This is a genomic window from Citrobacter amalonaticus, assembly GCF_002918555.1.
GTDB classification, from domain to species: Bacteria; Pseudomonadota; Gammaproteobacteria; order Enterobacterales; family Enterobacteriaceae; genus Citrobacter_C; species Citrobacter_C amalonaticus_A.
The window spans coordinates 913,410-929,735 of sequence record NZ_PQMB01000001.1; the positions used below are offsets into that span (position 1 = coordinate 913,410).

The 16,326-nt window shown below is 57.6% G+C and carries 15 protein-coding genes; 2 read left to right on the plus strand and 13 right to left on the minus strand.

Annotated elements, in window-relative coordinates; all coding sequences use genetic code 11:
• Positions 1-5 precede the first annotated feature (5 nt).
• From eutA to maeB, 13 genes are all read right to left on the minus strand, one after another.
• Entirely contained in the window at positions 6-1,409 is a 1,404-nt protein-coding gene (gene eutA / locus C3432_RS04585; RefSeq protein ID WP_103775469.1) for an ethanolamine ammonia-lyase reactivating factor EutA, read from the minus strand.
• Positions 1,406-2,638 (minus strand): ethanolamine utilization protein EutH, encoded by a 1,233-nt coding sequence (gene eutH / locus C3432_RS04590; protein ID WP_016153950.1) that lies wholly within the window; start codon positions 2,636-2,638, stop codon positions 1,406-1,408. The genes eutA and eutH overlap by 4 nt, the downstream gene beginning before the upstream one ends.
• 27 nt (positions 2,639-2,665) lie before the next feature.
• Positions 2,666-3,853, minus strand: a complete 1,188-nt coding sequence (gene eutG / locus C3432_RS04595) for an ethanolamine utilization ethanol dehydrogenase EutG (RefSeq protein ID WP_103775470.1) — start codon at positions 3,851-3,853, stop codon at positions 2,666-2,668.
• Positions 3,843-4,682 carry an ethanolamine utilization protein EutJ gene (eutJ, locus tag C3432_RS04600; RefSeq protein WP_103775471.1) on the minus strand — a complete coding sequence of 280 codons (840 nt, stop codon included), beginning with the start codon at positions 4,680-4,682 and terminating at the stop codon, positions 3,843-3,845. The genes eutG and eutJ overlap by 11 nt, the downstream gene beginning before the upstream one ends.
• A gap of 12 nt (positions 4,683-4,694) precedes the next feature.
• Positions 4,695-6,098: an aldehyde dehydrogenase family protein gene (locus C3432_RS04605; RefSeq protein ID WP_103775472.1), complete on the minus strand. Its 1,404-nt coding sequence runs from the start codon at positions 6,096-6,098 to the stop codon at positions 4,695-4,697.
• A gap of 11 nt (positions 6,099-6,109) precedes the next feature.
• Positions 6,110-6,397: an ethanolamine utilization microcompartment protein EutN gene (gene eutN, locus C3432_RS04610; RefSeq protein WP_103775473.1), complete on the minus strand. Its 288-nt coding sequence runs from the start codon at positions 6,395-6,397 to the stop codon at positions 6,110-6,112.
• Positions 6,398-6,498: 101 nt separating this feature from the next.
• Positions 6,499-6,789, minus strand: a complete 291-nt coding sequence (gene eutM / locus C3432_RS04615) for an ethanolamine utilization microcompartment protein EutM (protein ID WP_000387720.1) — start codon at positions 6,787-6,789, stop codon at positions 6,499-6,501.
• A gap of 40 nt (positions 6,790-6,829) precedes the next feature.
• The gene (gene pta, locus C3432_RS04620) at positions 6,830-7,846 is read right to left on the minus strand and encodes a phosphate acetyltransferase (RefSeq protein WP_103775474.1); all 1,017 of its coding nucleotides are present in this window, start codon (positions 7,844-7,846) and stop codon (positions 6,830-6,832) included.
• Positions 7,843-8,646 (minus strand): ethanolamine utilization cob(I)yrinic acid a,c-diamide adenosyltransferase EutT, encoded by an 804-nt coding sequence (eutT, locus tag C3432_RS04625; RefSeq protein ID WP_103775475.1) that lies wholly within the window; start codon positions 8,644-8,646, stop codon positions 7,843-7,845. The genes pta and eutT overlap by 4 nt, the downstream gene beginning before the upstream one ends.
• A gap of 9 nt (positions 8,647-8,655) precedes the next feature.
• A complete protein-coding gene (eutQ, locus tag C3432_RS04630) occupies positions 8,656-9,345 on the minus strand; it encodes an ethanolamine utilization acetate kinase EutQ (RefSeq protein ID WP_103775476.1) in 690 nt (229 codons plus the stop codon).
• Between the two features lie 168 nt (positions 9,346-9,513).
• Positions 9,514-9,963 carry an ethanolamine utilization acetate kinase EutP gene (eutP, locus tag C3432_RS04635; RefSeq protein ID WP_103775477.1) on the minus strand — a complete coding sequence of 150 codons (450 nt, stop codon included), beginning with the start codon at positions 9,961-9,963 and terminating at the stop codon, positions 9,514-9,516.
• A gap of 12 nt (positions 9,964-9,975) precedes the next feature.
• Positions 9,976-10,311, minus strand: a complete 336-nt coding sequence (eutS, locus tag C3432_RS04640) for an ethanolamine utilization microcompartment protein EutS (RefSeq protein ID WP_103775478.1) — start codon at positions 10,309-10,311, stop codon at positions 9,976-9,978.
• Between the two features lie 370 nt (positions 10,312-10,681).
• Positions 10,682-12,961 carry an NADP-dependent oxaloacetate-decarboxylating malate dehydrogenase gene (gene maeB, locus C3432_RS04650; RefSeq protein ID WP_103775479.1) on the minus strand — a complete coding sequence of 760 codons (2,280 nt, stop codon included), beginning with the start codon at positions 12,959-12,961 and terminating at the stop codon, positions 10,682-10,684.
• Between the two features lie 343 nt (positions 12,962-13,304).
• On the opposite strand from maeB, the gene tal reads away from it, so the two are divergent.
• The gene (tal, locus tag C3432_RS04660) at positions 13,305-14,255 is read left to right on the plus strand and encodes a transaldolase (RefSeq protein ID WP_103775480.1); all 951 of its coding nucleotides are present in this window, start codon (positions 13,305-13,307) and stop codon (positions 14,253-14,255) included.
• Positions 14,256-14,267: 12 nt separating this feature from the next.
• Positions 14,268-16,268 carry a transketolase gene (gene tkt, locus C3432_RS04665; protein ID WP_103775481.1) on the plus strand — a complete coding sequence of 667 codons (2,001 nt, stop codon included), beginning with the start codon at positions 14,268-14,270 and terminating at the stop codon, positions 16,266-16,268.
• Positions 16,269-16,326: the final 58 nt, after the last annotated feature.

Genomic DNA, 16,326 nt, shown 5'->3' on the forward strand with positions numbered 1-16,326 from the left:
TTCCCTCAGGAAGGAAATGCGAGTGATTTCACCGTCACCGGCACAACCGATCCGCCAAAAAGAGGCGTACCAATGTCGATATAGTCCCCCGCCCGGACAACCACCTCATCGATGACCGCCAGCGGGAGCTGCTGTAATTGCGGGCGTAACAACATGCCCAGAGCCTTACCAAAATCCTGCCCGGCCACCACCAGCAGGGGATGCGGATTGGGAAAACGCGCGACGAATGCAAGCAGCGCGTCGATGACCGTGAGTAATGCGGCGTAACGCACCGGCAGCGAGGCGGGAAGCGCCAGCACGTACGCATCGGTCTGTGGATCCAGATCGAGCTGTATTAACGCCTGTTGCCAGCCGGCGACCAGATCGGTCTCATCTTGTGGGATCGCCACCGGCAGATTGCGCAGCGGAAGCGCCACGTCCGTAAGCCAGATAGTGCTGCCCGACAGCGACAGCGTATGCGCCCCGGCGCCAATCACCGTGGCGCGCACGGTTTGCGCCGGGAACTGCACGTTCAGCTCGCGCAGGCGCGGATGTTCATGCAGCGCCGTCGCTAACAGCGGCCCAATATCGGAAAAACAGAATGGGTCAGCGGGCTGGTTGCGGTAGCATTCGCCAACGCCGCCGGACAACGTAATCACTTCCGGCTTAACCCCCGTCGGCAACAGACCGGTCTGCATCAGCGCCTGCGCCAGCGGCGACAGCGTGCCGTCAATCACCTCCACGATCAGCGCCGCCATCCGTCGGGCCACCTGAACAAGCTGCGCCGCATTAAGGGTTCGGGCGTCGGTGCCTGGACCAGATACGTCATCAACAATCTTCTGTCCGGGCTGATGGGCATAAACCACGCGCCCCTGACCGTCGGTCTCCAGCAGGCGACCGCCGACGTTAAGACAGGCGGTACCGCTGACTTTACCCGCGTCAAACAGGGCGTAGTTCGACGTGCCGCCGCCGATATCAATATTCAGCACCCGGCACATCCGCTGTTCCGACAGGGTTTGTGCCCCGGCGCCGTGACCGGCAATCACCGATTCCAGGTGCGGTCCGGCGCTGGCGACCACGAAATCCCCCAGCGACTGCGAGAGCGTCATCACCGCCGGACGGGCGTTGCGGGTTTTCGCACTCTCACCGGTGATGATGATGGCCCCGGAGTCCACTGACTCAGGCGCAATGCCAGCGGCCTGATACTGAGCCAGAATCAGCGCCTTGAGTTCGGCCTCTTTTAACCCGCCCTGCTTATCAACGGGAGTGAAGAAGACCGGGCTTTGCCAGCTAATTTCGCGTTTGATGAATTCGTAGCGCGGCACCTGCGACACTGCCGCACGGTTCACCAGCTCCAGGCGCGAGAAGATCACCTGAGTGGTGGTGGTGCCGATATCGATACCGACGCTCAGTAGCTGGCGAGTCTTCACGATTGCGCCTCCGGGTTGGTTTCTGCTGGTGCCGGAACATCTTCGTCTTTCGGTACCAACAGCATAGCCACGCCAATCGCCGTCACGCCGCCAATCAGCTTGCCGACAATCATCGGGAAGATCATGGCGTTCATGTTGGCCGCGGCGAAGCCTAAATGGTCACCCAGTGCGAAGGCTGCGGAAACCGCAAAGGCGCAGTTGATCACTTTGCCGCGGGTATCCATATTCTTCATCATGCCGAACATTGGGATGTTGTTCGCCAGCGTCGCCACCATGCCCGCAGCCGCAATATTATTGATTTTTAACAGGTTACCGACGCTCATCAGCGGCTTTTCAAACCAACGGGTCAGCAGCAGCACCATCGGATACGCACCCAGCAGCACGCAGGAGATAGAACCGATAACTTCGATGGCGCGCATCACTTCACCCGGCTTGTCACCCGGTGCCATGAAGATAGGATCAAGACCCGGAATCAGTTCCCAGCCGAGCAGGAATTTGATCACCGCTGCCGCCAGACCGATGGTGATCAGCGCCACCAGGAATTTCGCGAAGATCTGGAAGCCGTTGATCATTTTTTCCGGGATGAATTTCAGTCCCAGCGCCACCAGCACGGCAACGATCAGCACCGGGATCATGTTCATCAGGATCAGCGCGAAGGTGAACTCCACCGGCTGCCCGTTGATTTCGACACCGGAGTACATCGCGATCAAACCACCCGCAATACAGCCAATCGGAATGGTGACGATCCCTGCCAGCACGCCCAGCGCCAGATAACGACGGTCAGACGGTTCAATAATCCCCAGCGCAACCGGAATAGAGAAGACCAGCGTCGGCCCCATCATCGCCCCGAGGATCAGACCAGAGTACAGCCACGCCGCAACGTCGCCGCCCGCCAGCTCTTTGGCGAGGAAGAAGCCGCCCATATCGCACGCCAGCAGCGTTCCGGCAAACATCGACGGGTTCGCGCCCAGCATTTCGTACAGTGGAATAATCACCGGCCCGAGCACATGCGCCAGTACCGGTGCCAGCGCGGTCATACCGACCATCGCCAGACCCAGCGCGCCCATCGCCATAAAACCTTCTTCAAACTGGCCGCCCGATCCCTCAATACTCTTACCGAACTTACCGAGGAAGCGTGCCGAACCGCCGAACTGCGACAGGATCCTGTCCACGGCGGCAATCAGCATAAAGAACATCATGATGTACATGATGATTTCGTTAATTCCCATAACCTTCACTCCCTGTCATATGTGTATTTATTGTGCCGCCGCATACAACGCGATAATGTCGGCCTGCGTGGCGGTGCGTGGGTTACTGCGAATACAAATATCCTCCAGCGCGGCCTGCGCCCATGCGCCGTATTGTTCGGGTTTTGCGCCAACGTCGGCGAGCCGCTTACTCTGGCCCACTTCCGCAATCAGTTCGCTTACCGCGGCGATCGCGTCACGATCGTCAGCTTTCTTATTGGTGAGCGCCCGCCCGATATGGCTGAAGCGTTCGCGACAGACCATACGGTTAAACCCCATGACCGTCGGCAGCAGCATGGCGTTAGCCTGCCCGTGTGGAATGTGCAGCTCCCCACCCGGCGGGTGCGCCATGGCATGGCACAGCCCCAGACCCGCGCTGGAAAACGCCATCCCCGCCATGCAGGAGGCGAGCAGCATGCTCTCCCGCGCGGCCAGGTCATGACCGTAGCCCACCGCTTTTGGCAACGATTTGCCGATCATCGCAATCGCGCCAATCGCCAGGCTGTCGGTAAACGGCGTCGCGTTCAGGGCGCTGTATGCCTCAATGGCATGGGTCAGCGCATCGATCCCCGTCATCGCCGTGATGTGAGGCGGAACTCCTTCGGTCAGCACCGCATCAAGAATCGCCACATCCGGCATCAACGACGCGTGTGCCAGTACCTGCTTGCGTCCGCTGACGGCATCAATGATTACCGTGACGTTGGTCGTTTCTGAACCGGTTCCGGCGGTGGTAGGGATCGCAATCAACGGTAAACGCGGGCGTAATGCGCTCTGTTCCGTCATCTCAGCCAGCGTCTGACCAGGGTTAGTCACCAGCAGCGAAACCGCTTTTGCCGCATCCAGTACCGAACCGCCGCCAAATGCCACCACGCCGTCGCACTTCGACTCGCGCAGCTGCGCGACCGCCGCGCAGACATCGGTAATGCACGGCTCACCCACAGGACATGGCCACACCGTCATCGCCACGCCTTTCATCGCCAGACTCCGTTCCAGCGGCGCGGTCATTCCCGCCTGATGCAGGTAACTGTCGACCATGACGAACATATGCGTCAGGCCGCGCGTTTGTGCTTCCTGTCCGCAGGTACTGAGCGCTCCCAGTCCACACAACGTAACCGGTGGAACGCTAAACGTTTTTACGCGTTGCAGATTCAGGGTATCGAATGCCTGAAAGAGCGCGGTCTGCAATTCAGCTTGCATAGATTCCTTCCGCTTTTTCTTTTCCGCTGTTGGCAATCGCCAGCGGGGTCATAAACAGGCTGTGCTGGGGTAAATGCACCGTTAAGTCCGGGAAGCGCTTACTGAACAGATCCGCCACTCCCGGCTGCATACAGGAACCGCCCGCCAGCCATAAATCGGCTATCCCTTGCCCTTCAATATGTCGGGCGACGATCTCCGCCATCTTTTCGTAAACCGGCTTTACCACGGGCCAGATGTCCTGCGCGTTGCTGCGCTTGATCTGTTCCGCCTCTTCCAGCTGAATACGGCGGTTCCCGGCAAGCGTCAGAGAGATGTGATGACCGCCGGTCGCTTCGTCCGCCGAGTACGTCACCAAACCCCGCTTCACAATCGCAATCCCGGTGGTACCGCCGCCGATATCCACCACGCCAGCGTTATCAAGCTGCAACAGGTCCGCCACCGCGGTCGGTTCGTCGAGCACATGACTGACTTCAAGCCCGGCAGATTCCAGCACGTTGATCGAGATTCGTGGGTCAGTTCCCGGTGGAAACGAGGTTGCCGCGTGGGTAAAGCGGCAACCCAACTGTTGTTCGAGCGTATCGAGATGGCGACGAACGATGGTCACCGCACCGAAGAAATCCCAGACGATGCCATCGCGCACGACGTCGGCCCAGTCCAGACAAACCGCAACCGGCTGGCCGTCGCTGTCGACAACCATCGACACCACATCGCAGGTGCCTAAATCAACGCCCAGCCACAGCGGTGATTCGCTGGCAGCGGGTGTCTGATTACACAAAGCCGCCGCTTTTTGCAGCCTGGGCGTCAGCCAGCGTTGTTCGTCGTGCGCCATGTCGTTCACTCCTTATACAATTCTGAAGGCGTCCACCAACACACAGCGACGCAGACGCACAAACGTGCGTGCGCTGGTCACCCCTTCCCCGGTTGGCGTGGTAATGGTCATCGTGGTCCAGCCTTCGCCGCCGAGTCCAAGACCGGCGATACACGGCCCGTTTTTGACGAAAATGCTGGTATCAATGGCATTCGCCATCTGGTTCATATTCTCGATATTGCGCGAGTGCATCGCCGCCGTATGGTGGCAGCCGCCCTCAAGCGTGACCGCAAGCGCAATAGCCTCTTCGACGTTGGCGACCCGCACCACCGGCAGCACCGGCATCATCAGTTCGGTGACGGCAAAGGGATGCGTGGCGGACGTTTCGACGAACAGCAGACGCGTTTGCTCCGGTACCTGCAGGCCAATCGCCGCGGCAATCTTGCTGGCGTTGCGCCCAACCCAGTCACTGCTGACGGTGCCTTTGCCATGCTCATCAATATTTTTCAGCAACACCGGCTGCAGCTGTTCAGCCTGGGCGGCGGTCAGTTTCACCGCCTGCTGGCCTTCCATCAGGCACATCAGTTCGTCGGCAACGCTATCGACCACAATCAGCACTTTTTCGTCGGCGCAGATGATGTTGTTATCAAACGATGCGCCTTTGACGATCGACTGCGCTGCGCGTGCCAGGTCAGCCGTTTCATCCACCACCACCGGCGGGTTACCGGCTCCTGCGGCAATCAGACGTTTATTGGTGTGTTTGCGCGCGGCCTCAACGACCGCTTCGCCACCGGTAACGACTAACAGCCCAATGCCGGGATACTTAAACAGGCGCTGGGCGGTTTCGATATCCGGGTTCGCCACGGTCACCAGCAGGTTTGCCGGTCCACCGGCGGCAACCACCGCCTGGTTGAGCAACGTAATCGCCCGTTGTGAAACGCCTTTCGCTGCCGGATGGGGCGCGAATACCACGCTATTGCCAGCGGCAATCAGGCTGATGGCGTTGTTAATTACCGTCGCCGCCGGGTTGGTAGACGGCGTCACCGATGCCACCACGCCCCACGGCGCATTTTCAATCAGCGTCAGGCCGTTATCGCCGGTCAGCACCTGTGGAGACAGACACTCCACGCCCGGCGTGCCGCGCGCCTGCGCCACATTTTTGGCAAATTTATCTTCGACGCGTCCCATGCCGGTTTCAGCCACGGCAAGTTCCGCTAATTCTCTGGCGTGTTTTTCGCCCGCGTCACGCAGAGCCGTGATGGCAAGCTGGCGCATCGCCACGCTCTTAAGTCCCTGCTGCGCCACTTTTGCTGCCGCGACGGCATCATCCAGGGAGGCAAAAACGCCCATTTCTTGAACGGGGCTGCCCGTCTGGCTGCTGTCTTTCATTTTCAGCAGCACCGCTTTGACCACCTGTTCAATATCCTGTTGATTCATGATGTTATGCCCTATTTGTGAAATACCACTTTTCCGCCAGCCACCACTTCATCGACGATGCCAATCACACACAGGTCGACAGGTGACATTTCGCTGCGGTGAGCCTGACGCGCTGAGCTGCCGCTAACCAGCAACACCCATTCCCCGGTTCCCGCCCCGATGCTGTCGATAGCGACGGCACACTGCCCGTCGGGATTTCCCTGGCCATCAATCATTTCCACCATCAGCAATTTGTCATGTGCCAGTCCCTGATGGCGCACGGTACAAACGATTTGTCCTGTGACGACTGCCAGTTTCATACCCGCCTCCGTGTGTTGTGTATTGCGTGCCGAAACGGTAGGCCGGATGGCGACGCATACGCGTCTTATCCGGCCTGTACGATCCGACGTAGCCGTCCAGCTTAGATGTTGCTGTCGCCCTTGAAGCTGATCGGGAACACTTCTTCCAGATCGCCATGCGGACGCGGAATAACGTGTACGGAAACCAGCTCACCAATGCGCTGCGCTGCGGCGGCACCGGCATCAGTTGCCGCTTTACAGGCGGCCACATCGCCACGAACCATTGCGGTAACCAGACCGCCGCCAATCTGCTTCACACCAACCAGCTTCACGCGAGCGGCTTTAACCATTGCATCAGAAGCCTCAATCAGTGCAACCAGGCCCCGGGTTTCAATCATTCCTAATGCTTCCATTGTGTTTTCCTCTCATTAAGGGGGTCCAGAACGGGACCGTTCATTCAACCAGTGTTTGTAAGCGGCAATCGCTGCTTACGTCAGTCTGGCGCGGCACTGCTGCCACCAACGCCAGTTCGATAATTTCCTGTACGCTACAGCCTCGCGAGAGGTCATGGAGCGGTGCGGCAAGTCCCTGAATCAGCGGACCAACCGCGCGATATCCGCCCAGACGCTGGGCGATTTTGTAACCAATATTTCCCGCTTCCAGCGACGGAAAGATCATCACGTTTGCCCGGCCCTGAAGCGGGCTGTCGGGCGCTTTCTGCGCAGCGACATCCGGTACGAAAGCCGCGTCAAACTGCAACTCCCCGTCCACAATGAGCTGTGGCGCGCGCGCGCGGACGATCTCTGTGGCCTGCTGCACATTGGCAACGTTGGGGTGACGGGCGCTGCCCTGACTTGAGAACGACAGCATCGCCACACGCGGTTCTTCCCCGGTAATCGCCCGCCAGGTATCGGCGCTGGCGAGGGCAATATCCGCCAGCTGTGCCGCGGTCGGCTGTGGCACTACGCTGCAATCGGCAAACCCCAGCGCCGTTCCGGTGTACTGCGGCAGCATCAGGAAGATTGACGACAGTGTTTTACACCCCGGCTGCAAGCCGATAATGCGTAATCCGGCGCGCAGCACGTTCGCCGTTGAGGAGAGGTTGCCAGCAATGCACACATCTGCCTCTCCGGCGCTCACCATCGCGGCGGCGAACATCAGCGGGTCGTTGAGCTTCCCGACAGCATCCGGCGGTGTTTTCTCTGCGGCACGCCTGAGCCAGCGCTGCGCAAACGCCTCGCGCATTTGCAGGTTGCTGTGCGGATCGATGATCTGAATGCCATCCATTGCCACGCGGTGGCTGAGGGCAAACTGGCGCAGGGCAAACGGGCTGGCGACCAGAACAGGCCGCGCCAGACCATGCTGTTGCAGGTAGTGCGCCGCTTTCAGTACGCGTTCGTCCAGCGCATCCGGAAAGACCACTCTGGCGGGGGCGCGTAACGCCAGTTCGCGGGCGCGTTCGATGATCATTGCTCACCTCCCAGTCGCTGCTGAATCTGAGCAACAGAGAGCGGGTGCTTCGCAACGCACAAAATCATCATCACGTAAACCGTACTGGAGAGGCGGTTCAGCGCCTGCAGGATATCCGGACGCTGCACTTCAAAACTGCGGGTGATAAAGACCTGTGCGGCGAGGGTTTCCGTCTCGCGTACTTTGGTTCGCAACAGATTAAGCAGCGCGGCATCGCGACCGTGGCTGGCCTCCGGCACCAGGTGATCGTGGTCAAGGTAGCGCAGCGGCTGATGGGAAAGCCGGTGCAGTTCATTCTCGGTAAGCCCGACGATTGACTGGGCCGCCAGCGGTTCATCCATCGCGTCGGCACGCATAATGTTGCCCAGGCGCGAACGAATGTCCGCAAGCCACGGCTGCCACGATTCCGCCAGCTCGATTTGAAGCCACACGGCCAGGGCGATGGTGCTGTCAAGCGCGGCGCGAAAGCCCAGACGCGGGGAGCTTTTGGCAACCATTTTGTCGGCTGTCAGATGGGTCAGGGTGTCAGGTTTTTTCGTGACCTCCTGATGGCACAACTCACAGCAGGCTTTCGGGTGCGTATCGCTGCTGGTCAAACCGTGCACCGGCTGCGGCTGCTGTTGCTCGTCGTCGACAAACAAGCTTCCCTGTTCATCAAGAAACTTGACGCGCAGGCGACGGCTTTCCAGCAACTCCCGGGCAGATGGCGTCAGGCGAGCATCGGCCGGGAGATGAATCTCTGCCCCCTCGCTGAGCGTGTGATTCGCTCTGAGCCATGCTTCGGTAATGAAATCCTTCATGCATCCGCCTTAGCAGGACTGCCAGTTCGCAGGCCAGGCAACGTATAAGAAGCGCACGGTCGTCGGTGTACCAAACTCGATGCTGGAGCCTTTCGGGATAAACATCACATCCCCGGCTTTAGCGATCAGGGTCTCGCCTTCATGACGCACGTGCAGCTCGCCTTCCAGAATCATGTCGATTTCGTCGTAGTTCAGCGTCCATGGGAAAAAAGCGTTATCCCACTGCATAAATCCGGCGGCCATACTGCTGCCGTCCTGGTCGGTAACCAGATCCGTTAAGCCGACGCAGTGCGGCTGCGCGCCGTCAAAGCGGCCAAACTTCACGCTGCTGCCGTCGATGACCTTCACGCCGCCTTTCCCGGTGACCGATTTAAAACCCGGCTGCATTCTGCCCTGTTCCAGCGACGTTTTTTCCTTCATCACTTTGTCCATCAGCTGCGCCACCAGGCTTTCGGTAAACTGCCCTTCCGGCAGCTGCGCGATGATGGTTTCACGAATGCGCTGACTTTCGGTTTTCCCCTCAGCCACCGCAGCTGCCGCCGGGGTGGCTTCGTCGCATTCAGCGATCGTGACGCCCAAAAGCTCCGCAACCTCACGCGCCTCCGGGGTAATGATGCTGGCGCGCAGAACAACCGATATTTCCTGTTCACCACGTGCGTGAGCCGCACGGATATCGTTAGCTGTGATAAGTTTCTTCACCTGCCCCTTCCTCCTGTTCTGTGTGAACCTGCCAGTTCAGTGTGAGCCTGCTCATCAGGCGTAATTGTTGCAGCCAGCCTGGACACGGACAGCGCGGAAGAACCGGAACGTACACGCAGTACGTGAGGATTCTGAGCACGGTCCTGAGCCAGGATGGTAAAAAAAAGCCTAATGAGCAGGCTCAAGTGCAACCAGATACTCCACCAGTTGCTGCACGCTTTGCGGATCCTGGCTATTAAGCGCGAAAATTGGCTCCTGGAACCCCATCCCGCGAAGTAACTGACGCGCGGCGGCGACGTCGGCATCCGGCATGTCCGTTTTGCTGATCACGGCGATATGTCGTTTACGGGTGCCAATATCCAGAAGTCCGGCAGGTAAGCGACTTTCTTTATCATTTGCCGCATGGACATAAATCAGCGTGTCCACATCCTGTAACGTAGTAATTAAGGCGTGATACCAGCGGGGATGGCTGAAATATTCCCCAGGCGTATCAATGTTGCCGCTTTCATTAAATTCCACGGCCTGCGTTTTTCTGGCGAGGGTATAATTTCCCTGTAACGCATTAAAAAGCGTTGTTTTTCCTGCACCCACGGTACCGACAAATGCAATACGTTCCATTCGCACCTCGCATTAACTTTTTGTCAGCTCACACAGCGTGAAATTTAATAAGCGTCCTAAACCTGCCACCGTCTGTAATAACGCCTCTTCCACCGCGCCGACGGAACCGTAGATCACCAGCGCCCCGCTGAATCGGTCGAGAAAACCGATATGGACATTGGCGGCTTTCAACGCTAAATCGCCTGCGATCATCGCGGTTTCACCCGGCGTCAGCGTCATAATGCCAATGGCACCCGCTTCGGGAACGCCAATCTTTTTCGCCAGTTCTTCACCTGGATGCGCAATGAGATGCGCCAGCGTGACCTGTTTGCCCGGCACAAATTCCTGAATGATGCGTTCTTTATCCATTGCTCACCGCCTGTGTTGAATCTGGGCGTATCGTGGCAATTTTTTGCTGGAGTAAATAACAAAATTCGGCAAGGTGATTTAAAAGGTGAAGAAGATCACCTTTAAGAGGAAATAAAAACATTCGTCATACGTTAAATTACAGGTGTGCTGACGCCCGGCAATCAGAATTATTTAGAGTAAGAGCCTGGCCCACCAGGCATTATTGTCGCAGACAGTTTGAACACGGACAGCGCGGAGAAACCGGAGCGTACACGGAGTACGTGAAGATTTCGCGCACTGCCTGGTTCAAAATGGCAAGTAAAATAGCCCTGATGGGCCAGGATTTGAGAAAGCGCGGGAGAAACCCGCGCCGGAATTAATTAAAGTGAAATTACAGCGGTTGCGTCTGAGCTTCCACAACGGCCAGTGCGACCATATTAACGATACGACGAACTGAAGCGATCTGCGTTAATACGTGAACCGGTTTGGCGACGCCCATTAACACCGGCCCAACCGTCACCCCTTCCGAACTGGAGACGCGGAGTAAGTTGTAACTAATACGCGCGGCTTCCATATTTGGCATCACCAGAATATTGGCAGAGCCTTTCAGCGGACTGTCCGGCATACGATCGTTGCGGATGCTTTCCACCAGCGCGGCATCACCGTGCATTTCCCCGTCAATCATCAGGTCGGGCGCTCGTGTTTTGATGAGTTCCAGCGCTTCACGCATTTTGCTGGATGACGGGCATCGGGAAGAGCCAAAGTTAGAGTGCGACAGCAGCGCCACCCTCGGCTCAATACCAAAGCGACGTACGGTTTCCGCCGCCATCACGGCGATCTCCGCCAGCTCTTCCGGTGTCGGATCGTCATTAACGTAGGTGTCGGCGATAAAGGTGTTGCCGCTTGGCAGCAGCAACGCGTTCATCGCCCCTGCCGTATGAACACCGTCACGGTAGCCAAAGACCTCTTTCACCACGCTGAAATGCTCATGGTAGTCACCGACGGTGCCGCAGATCATCGCATCCGCTTCACCACGCTGCACCATTATCGCGCCTATCACCGTCGTATTCGCGATCACCGCACGCTGCGCCTGCTCCTGAGTAATACCGCGACGTTTCATGATCTGGTAGTACTCGCTCCAGTACTCTTTAAAGCGCGGATCGGATTCATTATTGACGATCTCAAAGTCAACCCCGGCTTTAATCTGCAGCCCCAGTTTCTGGATGCGCATTTCGATAACGCTCGGACGACCAATCAGGATCGGTTTCGCCAGTCCCAGGGTGATCAGCTCCTGCGTCGCGTGGAGCACGCGCGCCTCTTCCCCTTCCGGCAGCACAACACGCTTCGGCGCCTTCCGCGCCTGAGAGAAAATAGGCTTCATGAACAGGTTGGTTTTGTAAACAAACTCGGTCAGCTTATCGATATAAGCGTCGAAGTCGGCAATCGGACGCGTCGCCACGCCGGAATCCATCGCCGCTTTCGCCACCGCAGGCGCGATCTTCACTATCAGGCGCGGATCGAACGGTTTCGGAATGATATATTCCGGGCCAAAACTCAAATCCTGATCGCCATAGGCTGAAGCCACGACTTCGCTCTGCTCCGCATGCGCCAGTTCAGCAATCGCATGCACTGCCGCCAGCTTCATCTCTTCGTTAATCGCCGTCGCGCCAACGTCCAGCGCGCCACGGAAAATGAACGGGAAGCACAGAACGTTATTCACCTGGTTCGGATAGTCGGAACGCCCCGTACAAATGATGGCGTCCGGGCGCACCTCTTTTGCCAGCGGCGGCAGGATCTCGGGTTCCGGGTTAGCCAGCGCGAGGATCATCGGCGCACGCGCCATCTTCTTCACCATCTCCTGCGTCAGCACTTTCGGGCCTGAACAGCCGAGGAAAATGTCTGCGCCATCAATCACGTCGTTCAGCGTACGTTTGCCATCATCCTCTACCGCATAGGCCGCTTTGGTTTCCGCCATGTTCGGCTCACGGTTTTTGTAGATAACGCCTTTGGAGTCACAGACCACAATGTTGTGCTTCTGCATCCCCAGCGCCACCAGCAGGTTCATACAGGCAATGGCTGCGGCTCCGGCGCCGGAAACCACCATCCGCACGTCGGAGATGTTTTTTTCCACCACCCGCAGACCGTTAAGGATCGCCGCAGTGCTGATAATCGCGGTCCCATGCTGATCGTCATGGAATACCGGTATATTCATGCGCTCGCGCAGCTTCTGCTCAATGTAGAAGCACTCTGGCGCTTTGATGTCTTCGAGGTTGATCCCGCCGAAGGTCGGCTCCAGCGCCGCCACCACGTTGATAAACTTATCCGGATCAAGCTCGTCCACTTCAATGTCGAACACGTCAATCCCGGCAAATTTCTTAAACAGAACGCCTTTGCCTTCCATGACCGGCTTACCGGCGAGCGCGCCGATATTCCCCAGGCCAAGCACCGCAGTACCGTTAGAAATGACCGCGACAAGGTTGCCTCGCGCGGTATATTTGTAAGCTGCCAGGGGATCTTTTTCGATTTCAAGACACGGCGCGGCAACGCCTGGCGAGTAGGCCAGCGCCAGATCGCGCTGTGTCGCAAGGGGCTTGGTCGGAGAAACCTGGATTTTACCTGGTACAGGAAATTCGTGGAAATCAAGGGCGCTTTGTTTTAACTGGTCATCCATCTTATTGTTCCTTTCACGTATCGTTCAAAAAAGTAGCGCGGGTAACCATTCGATACCCTGAATCATTCGGGTGCAGGAAAGCTAACGCACATGCAGCCTGAAGTATGGCAGGTATGTTGCGCCGCACATTATCACCTTCCCGGACGACGCAAACTTTGAACATCCCCAAACTCTCACCACTCAAATAATGAATTTGTAATTAACTCATAACAACCATGTTACCTGCTTGTGCCAGCAATACCATGCCCGTCTGCTATGCTTTTTTGTGGTACACCTCATGAATTTCGCAGAAGTGTGAATCAAAGCACTCACCTAACGCTTTACTTTTCAAGGAGTATTTCCTATGAACCAGTTAGACGGCATCAAACAATTCACCACCGTCGTTGCCGACAGCGGTGATATTGAATCCATTCGCCATTACCAGCCCCAGGATGCCACCACCAATCCCTCGCTGTTGCTGAAAGCCGCCGGGCTTGCCCAGTACGGTCATTTGATCGATGACGCGGTGGCCTGGGGCAAAAAGCACGGTAAAACCCAGCGGGAACAGGTGGCTGAAGCCTGTGACAAACTGGCGGTCAATTTTGGTGCGGAAATTCTGAAAAGCATCCCTGGTCGTGTCTCAACCGAAGTGGATGCCCGCCTGTCATTTGATAAAGAAAAGAGTATGCAGAAGGCCCGTCACCTGGTGGAGCTCTACCAACAGCAGGGCGTGGAGAAGTCACGAATACTGATCAAGCTGGCCTCAACCTGGGAAGGGATCCGCGCGGCGGAGTCCCTGGAAAAAGAGGGGATCAACTGTAACCTGACGCTACTGTTCTCATTTGCCCAGGCACGCGCCTGCGCCGAAGCCGGAGTGTTCCTGATCTCCCCCTTCGTTGGCCGCATTTACGACTGGTATCAGGCTCGCCAACCGATGGATCCGTACGTGGTCGATGAAGACCCTGGCGTAAAATCGGTCCGCAATATCTACGACTACTTCAAGCAGCATCGCTATGAAACGATTGTTATGGGCGCCAGCTTTCGCCGCACAGAGCAAATTCTGGCGCTGACCGGCTGCGATCGCCTGACTATTGCCCCCAATCTGCTGCAAGAGTTGCAGGAAAAAGAGGAACCGGTGATCCGCAAACTGGTTCCCGCTTCCCAGGCGCTGCCGCGTCCGACCCCCATGTCAGAGGCTGAATTCCGCTGGGAGCACAACCAGGATCCGATGGCGGTTGAAAAACTGTCCGACGGGATCCGTCTGTTCGCGGTTGACCAACGCAAACTGGAAGACCTGCTTGCCGCCAAATTATAAACGGAGTGATCTATGTCCCGTAAAGACCTTGCCAACGCCATCCGTGCGCTCAGCATGGATGCCGTACAAAAAGCGAACTCCGGTCATCCGGGCGCGCCAATGGGAATGGCAGATATTGCCGAAGTGCTGTGGAACGATTTTCTTAAGCACAACCCGACGGACCCGACCTGGTACGATCGCGACCGCTTTATTCTTTCTAACGGTCATGCCTCAATGCTGCTCTACAGCCTGCTCCATCTGACGGGCTACGACCTGCCGATTGAGGAGTTAAAAAACTTCCGCCAGCTGCATTCCAAAACGCCAGGCCATCCGGAGATAGGCTATACGCCAGGCGTGGAAACCACGACCGGACCGCTGGGTCAGGGGCTGGCGAACGCCGTCGGTCTGGCCATCGCGGAACGTACGCTGGCGGCGCAGTTTAACCAGCCGGATCGCGAGATTGTCGATCACTTCACCTGGGTATTTATGGGCGACGGCTGTCTGATGGAGGGGATTTCGCACGAAGTCTGCTCGCTGGCCGGCACGCTGGGGTTAGGCAAGCTGATCGGCTTTTACGACCACAACGGCATCTCCATTGACGGTGAAACCAAAGGCTGGTTTACCGACGATACCGCCAGACGTTTTGAGGCCTATAACTGGCATGTGGTACACGAAATCGACGGTCACGACCCGGAAGCGGTGAAAAAGGCGATTCTGGAGGCCCGGAGCGTGACGGACAAACCGTCGCTGATTATTTGCCGGACAATCATTGGTTTCGGTTCGCCAAATAAAGCCGGGAAAGAGGAAGCCCACGGCGCGGCGCTGGGCGAAGAGGAAGTGGCGCTGGCGCGGCAGAAGCTGGGCTGGCATCATCCTGCGTTCGACATTCCCAAAGAGATTTACCGCGCCTGGGACGCCAGGGAAAAAGGCGAAAAAGCCCAGCAGAGCTGGAATGAGAAATTCTCGGCATACCAGGAAGCGTATCCGGATCTGGCCGCAGAGTTTACCCGGCGAATGCGCGGTGGGCTGCCGGCAGAATGGGAAAAGGTGACGCAAAAATACATCACCGAACTTCAGGCCAACCCGGCGAAAATCGCCACCCGTAAGGCCTCGCAGAATACCCTTAACGTCTACGGTCCGCTGCTGCCGGAACTGCTGGGCGGCTCTGCGGATCTGGCCCCCAGCAACCTGACCCTCTGGAAAGGCTCCACCTCGCTGAAGGAGGATCTGGCCGGTAACTATATTCACTACGGCGTGCGCGAATTCGGCATGACGGCCATCGCCAACGGTATTGCACATCACGGCGGTTTTGTCCCCTACACCGCCACCTTCCTGATGTTCGTGGAATACGCGCGCAACGCGGCGCGGATGGCGGCGCTGATGAAAGCGCGACAAATCATGGTCTATACCCATGACTCTATCGGCTTAGGGGAAGATGGCCCCACTCACCAGGCCGTGGAGCAACTGGCAAGCCTGCGTCTGACGCCAAACTTCAGCACCTGGCGGCCGTGCGATCAGGTAGAAGCAGCGGTAGGCTGGAAGCTGGCGGTAGAACGCCATAGCGGACCGACGGCACTGATCCTCTCGCGACAGAATCTCGCCCAGGTTGAACGTACGCCTCAGCAGGTCAAAGAGATTTTCCGTGGCGGCTATGTGCTCAAAGACGGCGGCGGCAAGCCGGATATCATCCTGATTGCTACCGGTTCGGAGATGGAAATCACCTTGCTGGCAGCGGAAAAACTGACCGGCGAAGGCCGCAACGTTCGCGTAGTCTCTCTGCCCTCAACGGACATTTTTGATGCGCAGGACGAGGCGTATCGCGAATCGGTGCTACCGTCGAACGTCACCGCCCGCGTGGCGGTCGAGGCGGGCATTGCTGACTACTGGTATAAGTATGTCGGGCTGAAAGGGGCAATTGTCGGGATGACGGGCTACGGTGAGTCCGCTCCGGCGGAGAAATTATTCCCGTACTTCGGCTTTACGGTCGAGAATATCGTCGAAAAAGCGCATAACGTGCTTGGGGAGAGAGGCTAAGCCTGAAATGCCCGCTGGCCTAAGCTTACCGACCTGCGCCATCGGCATAATCCAGGCC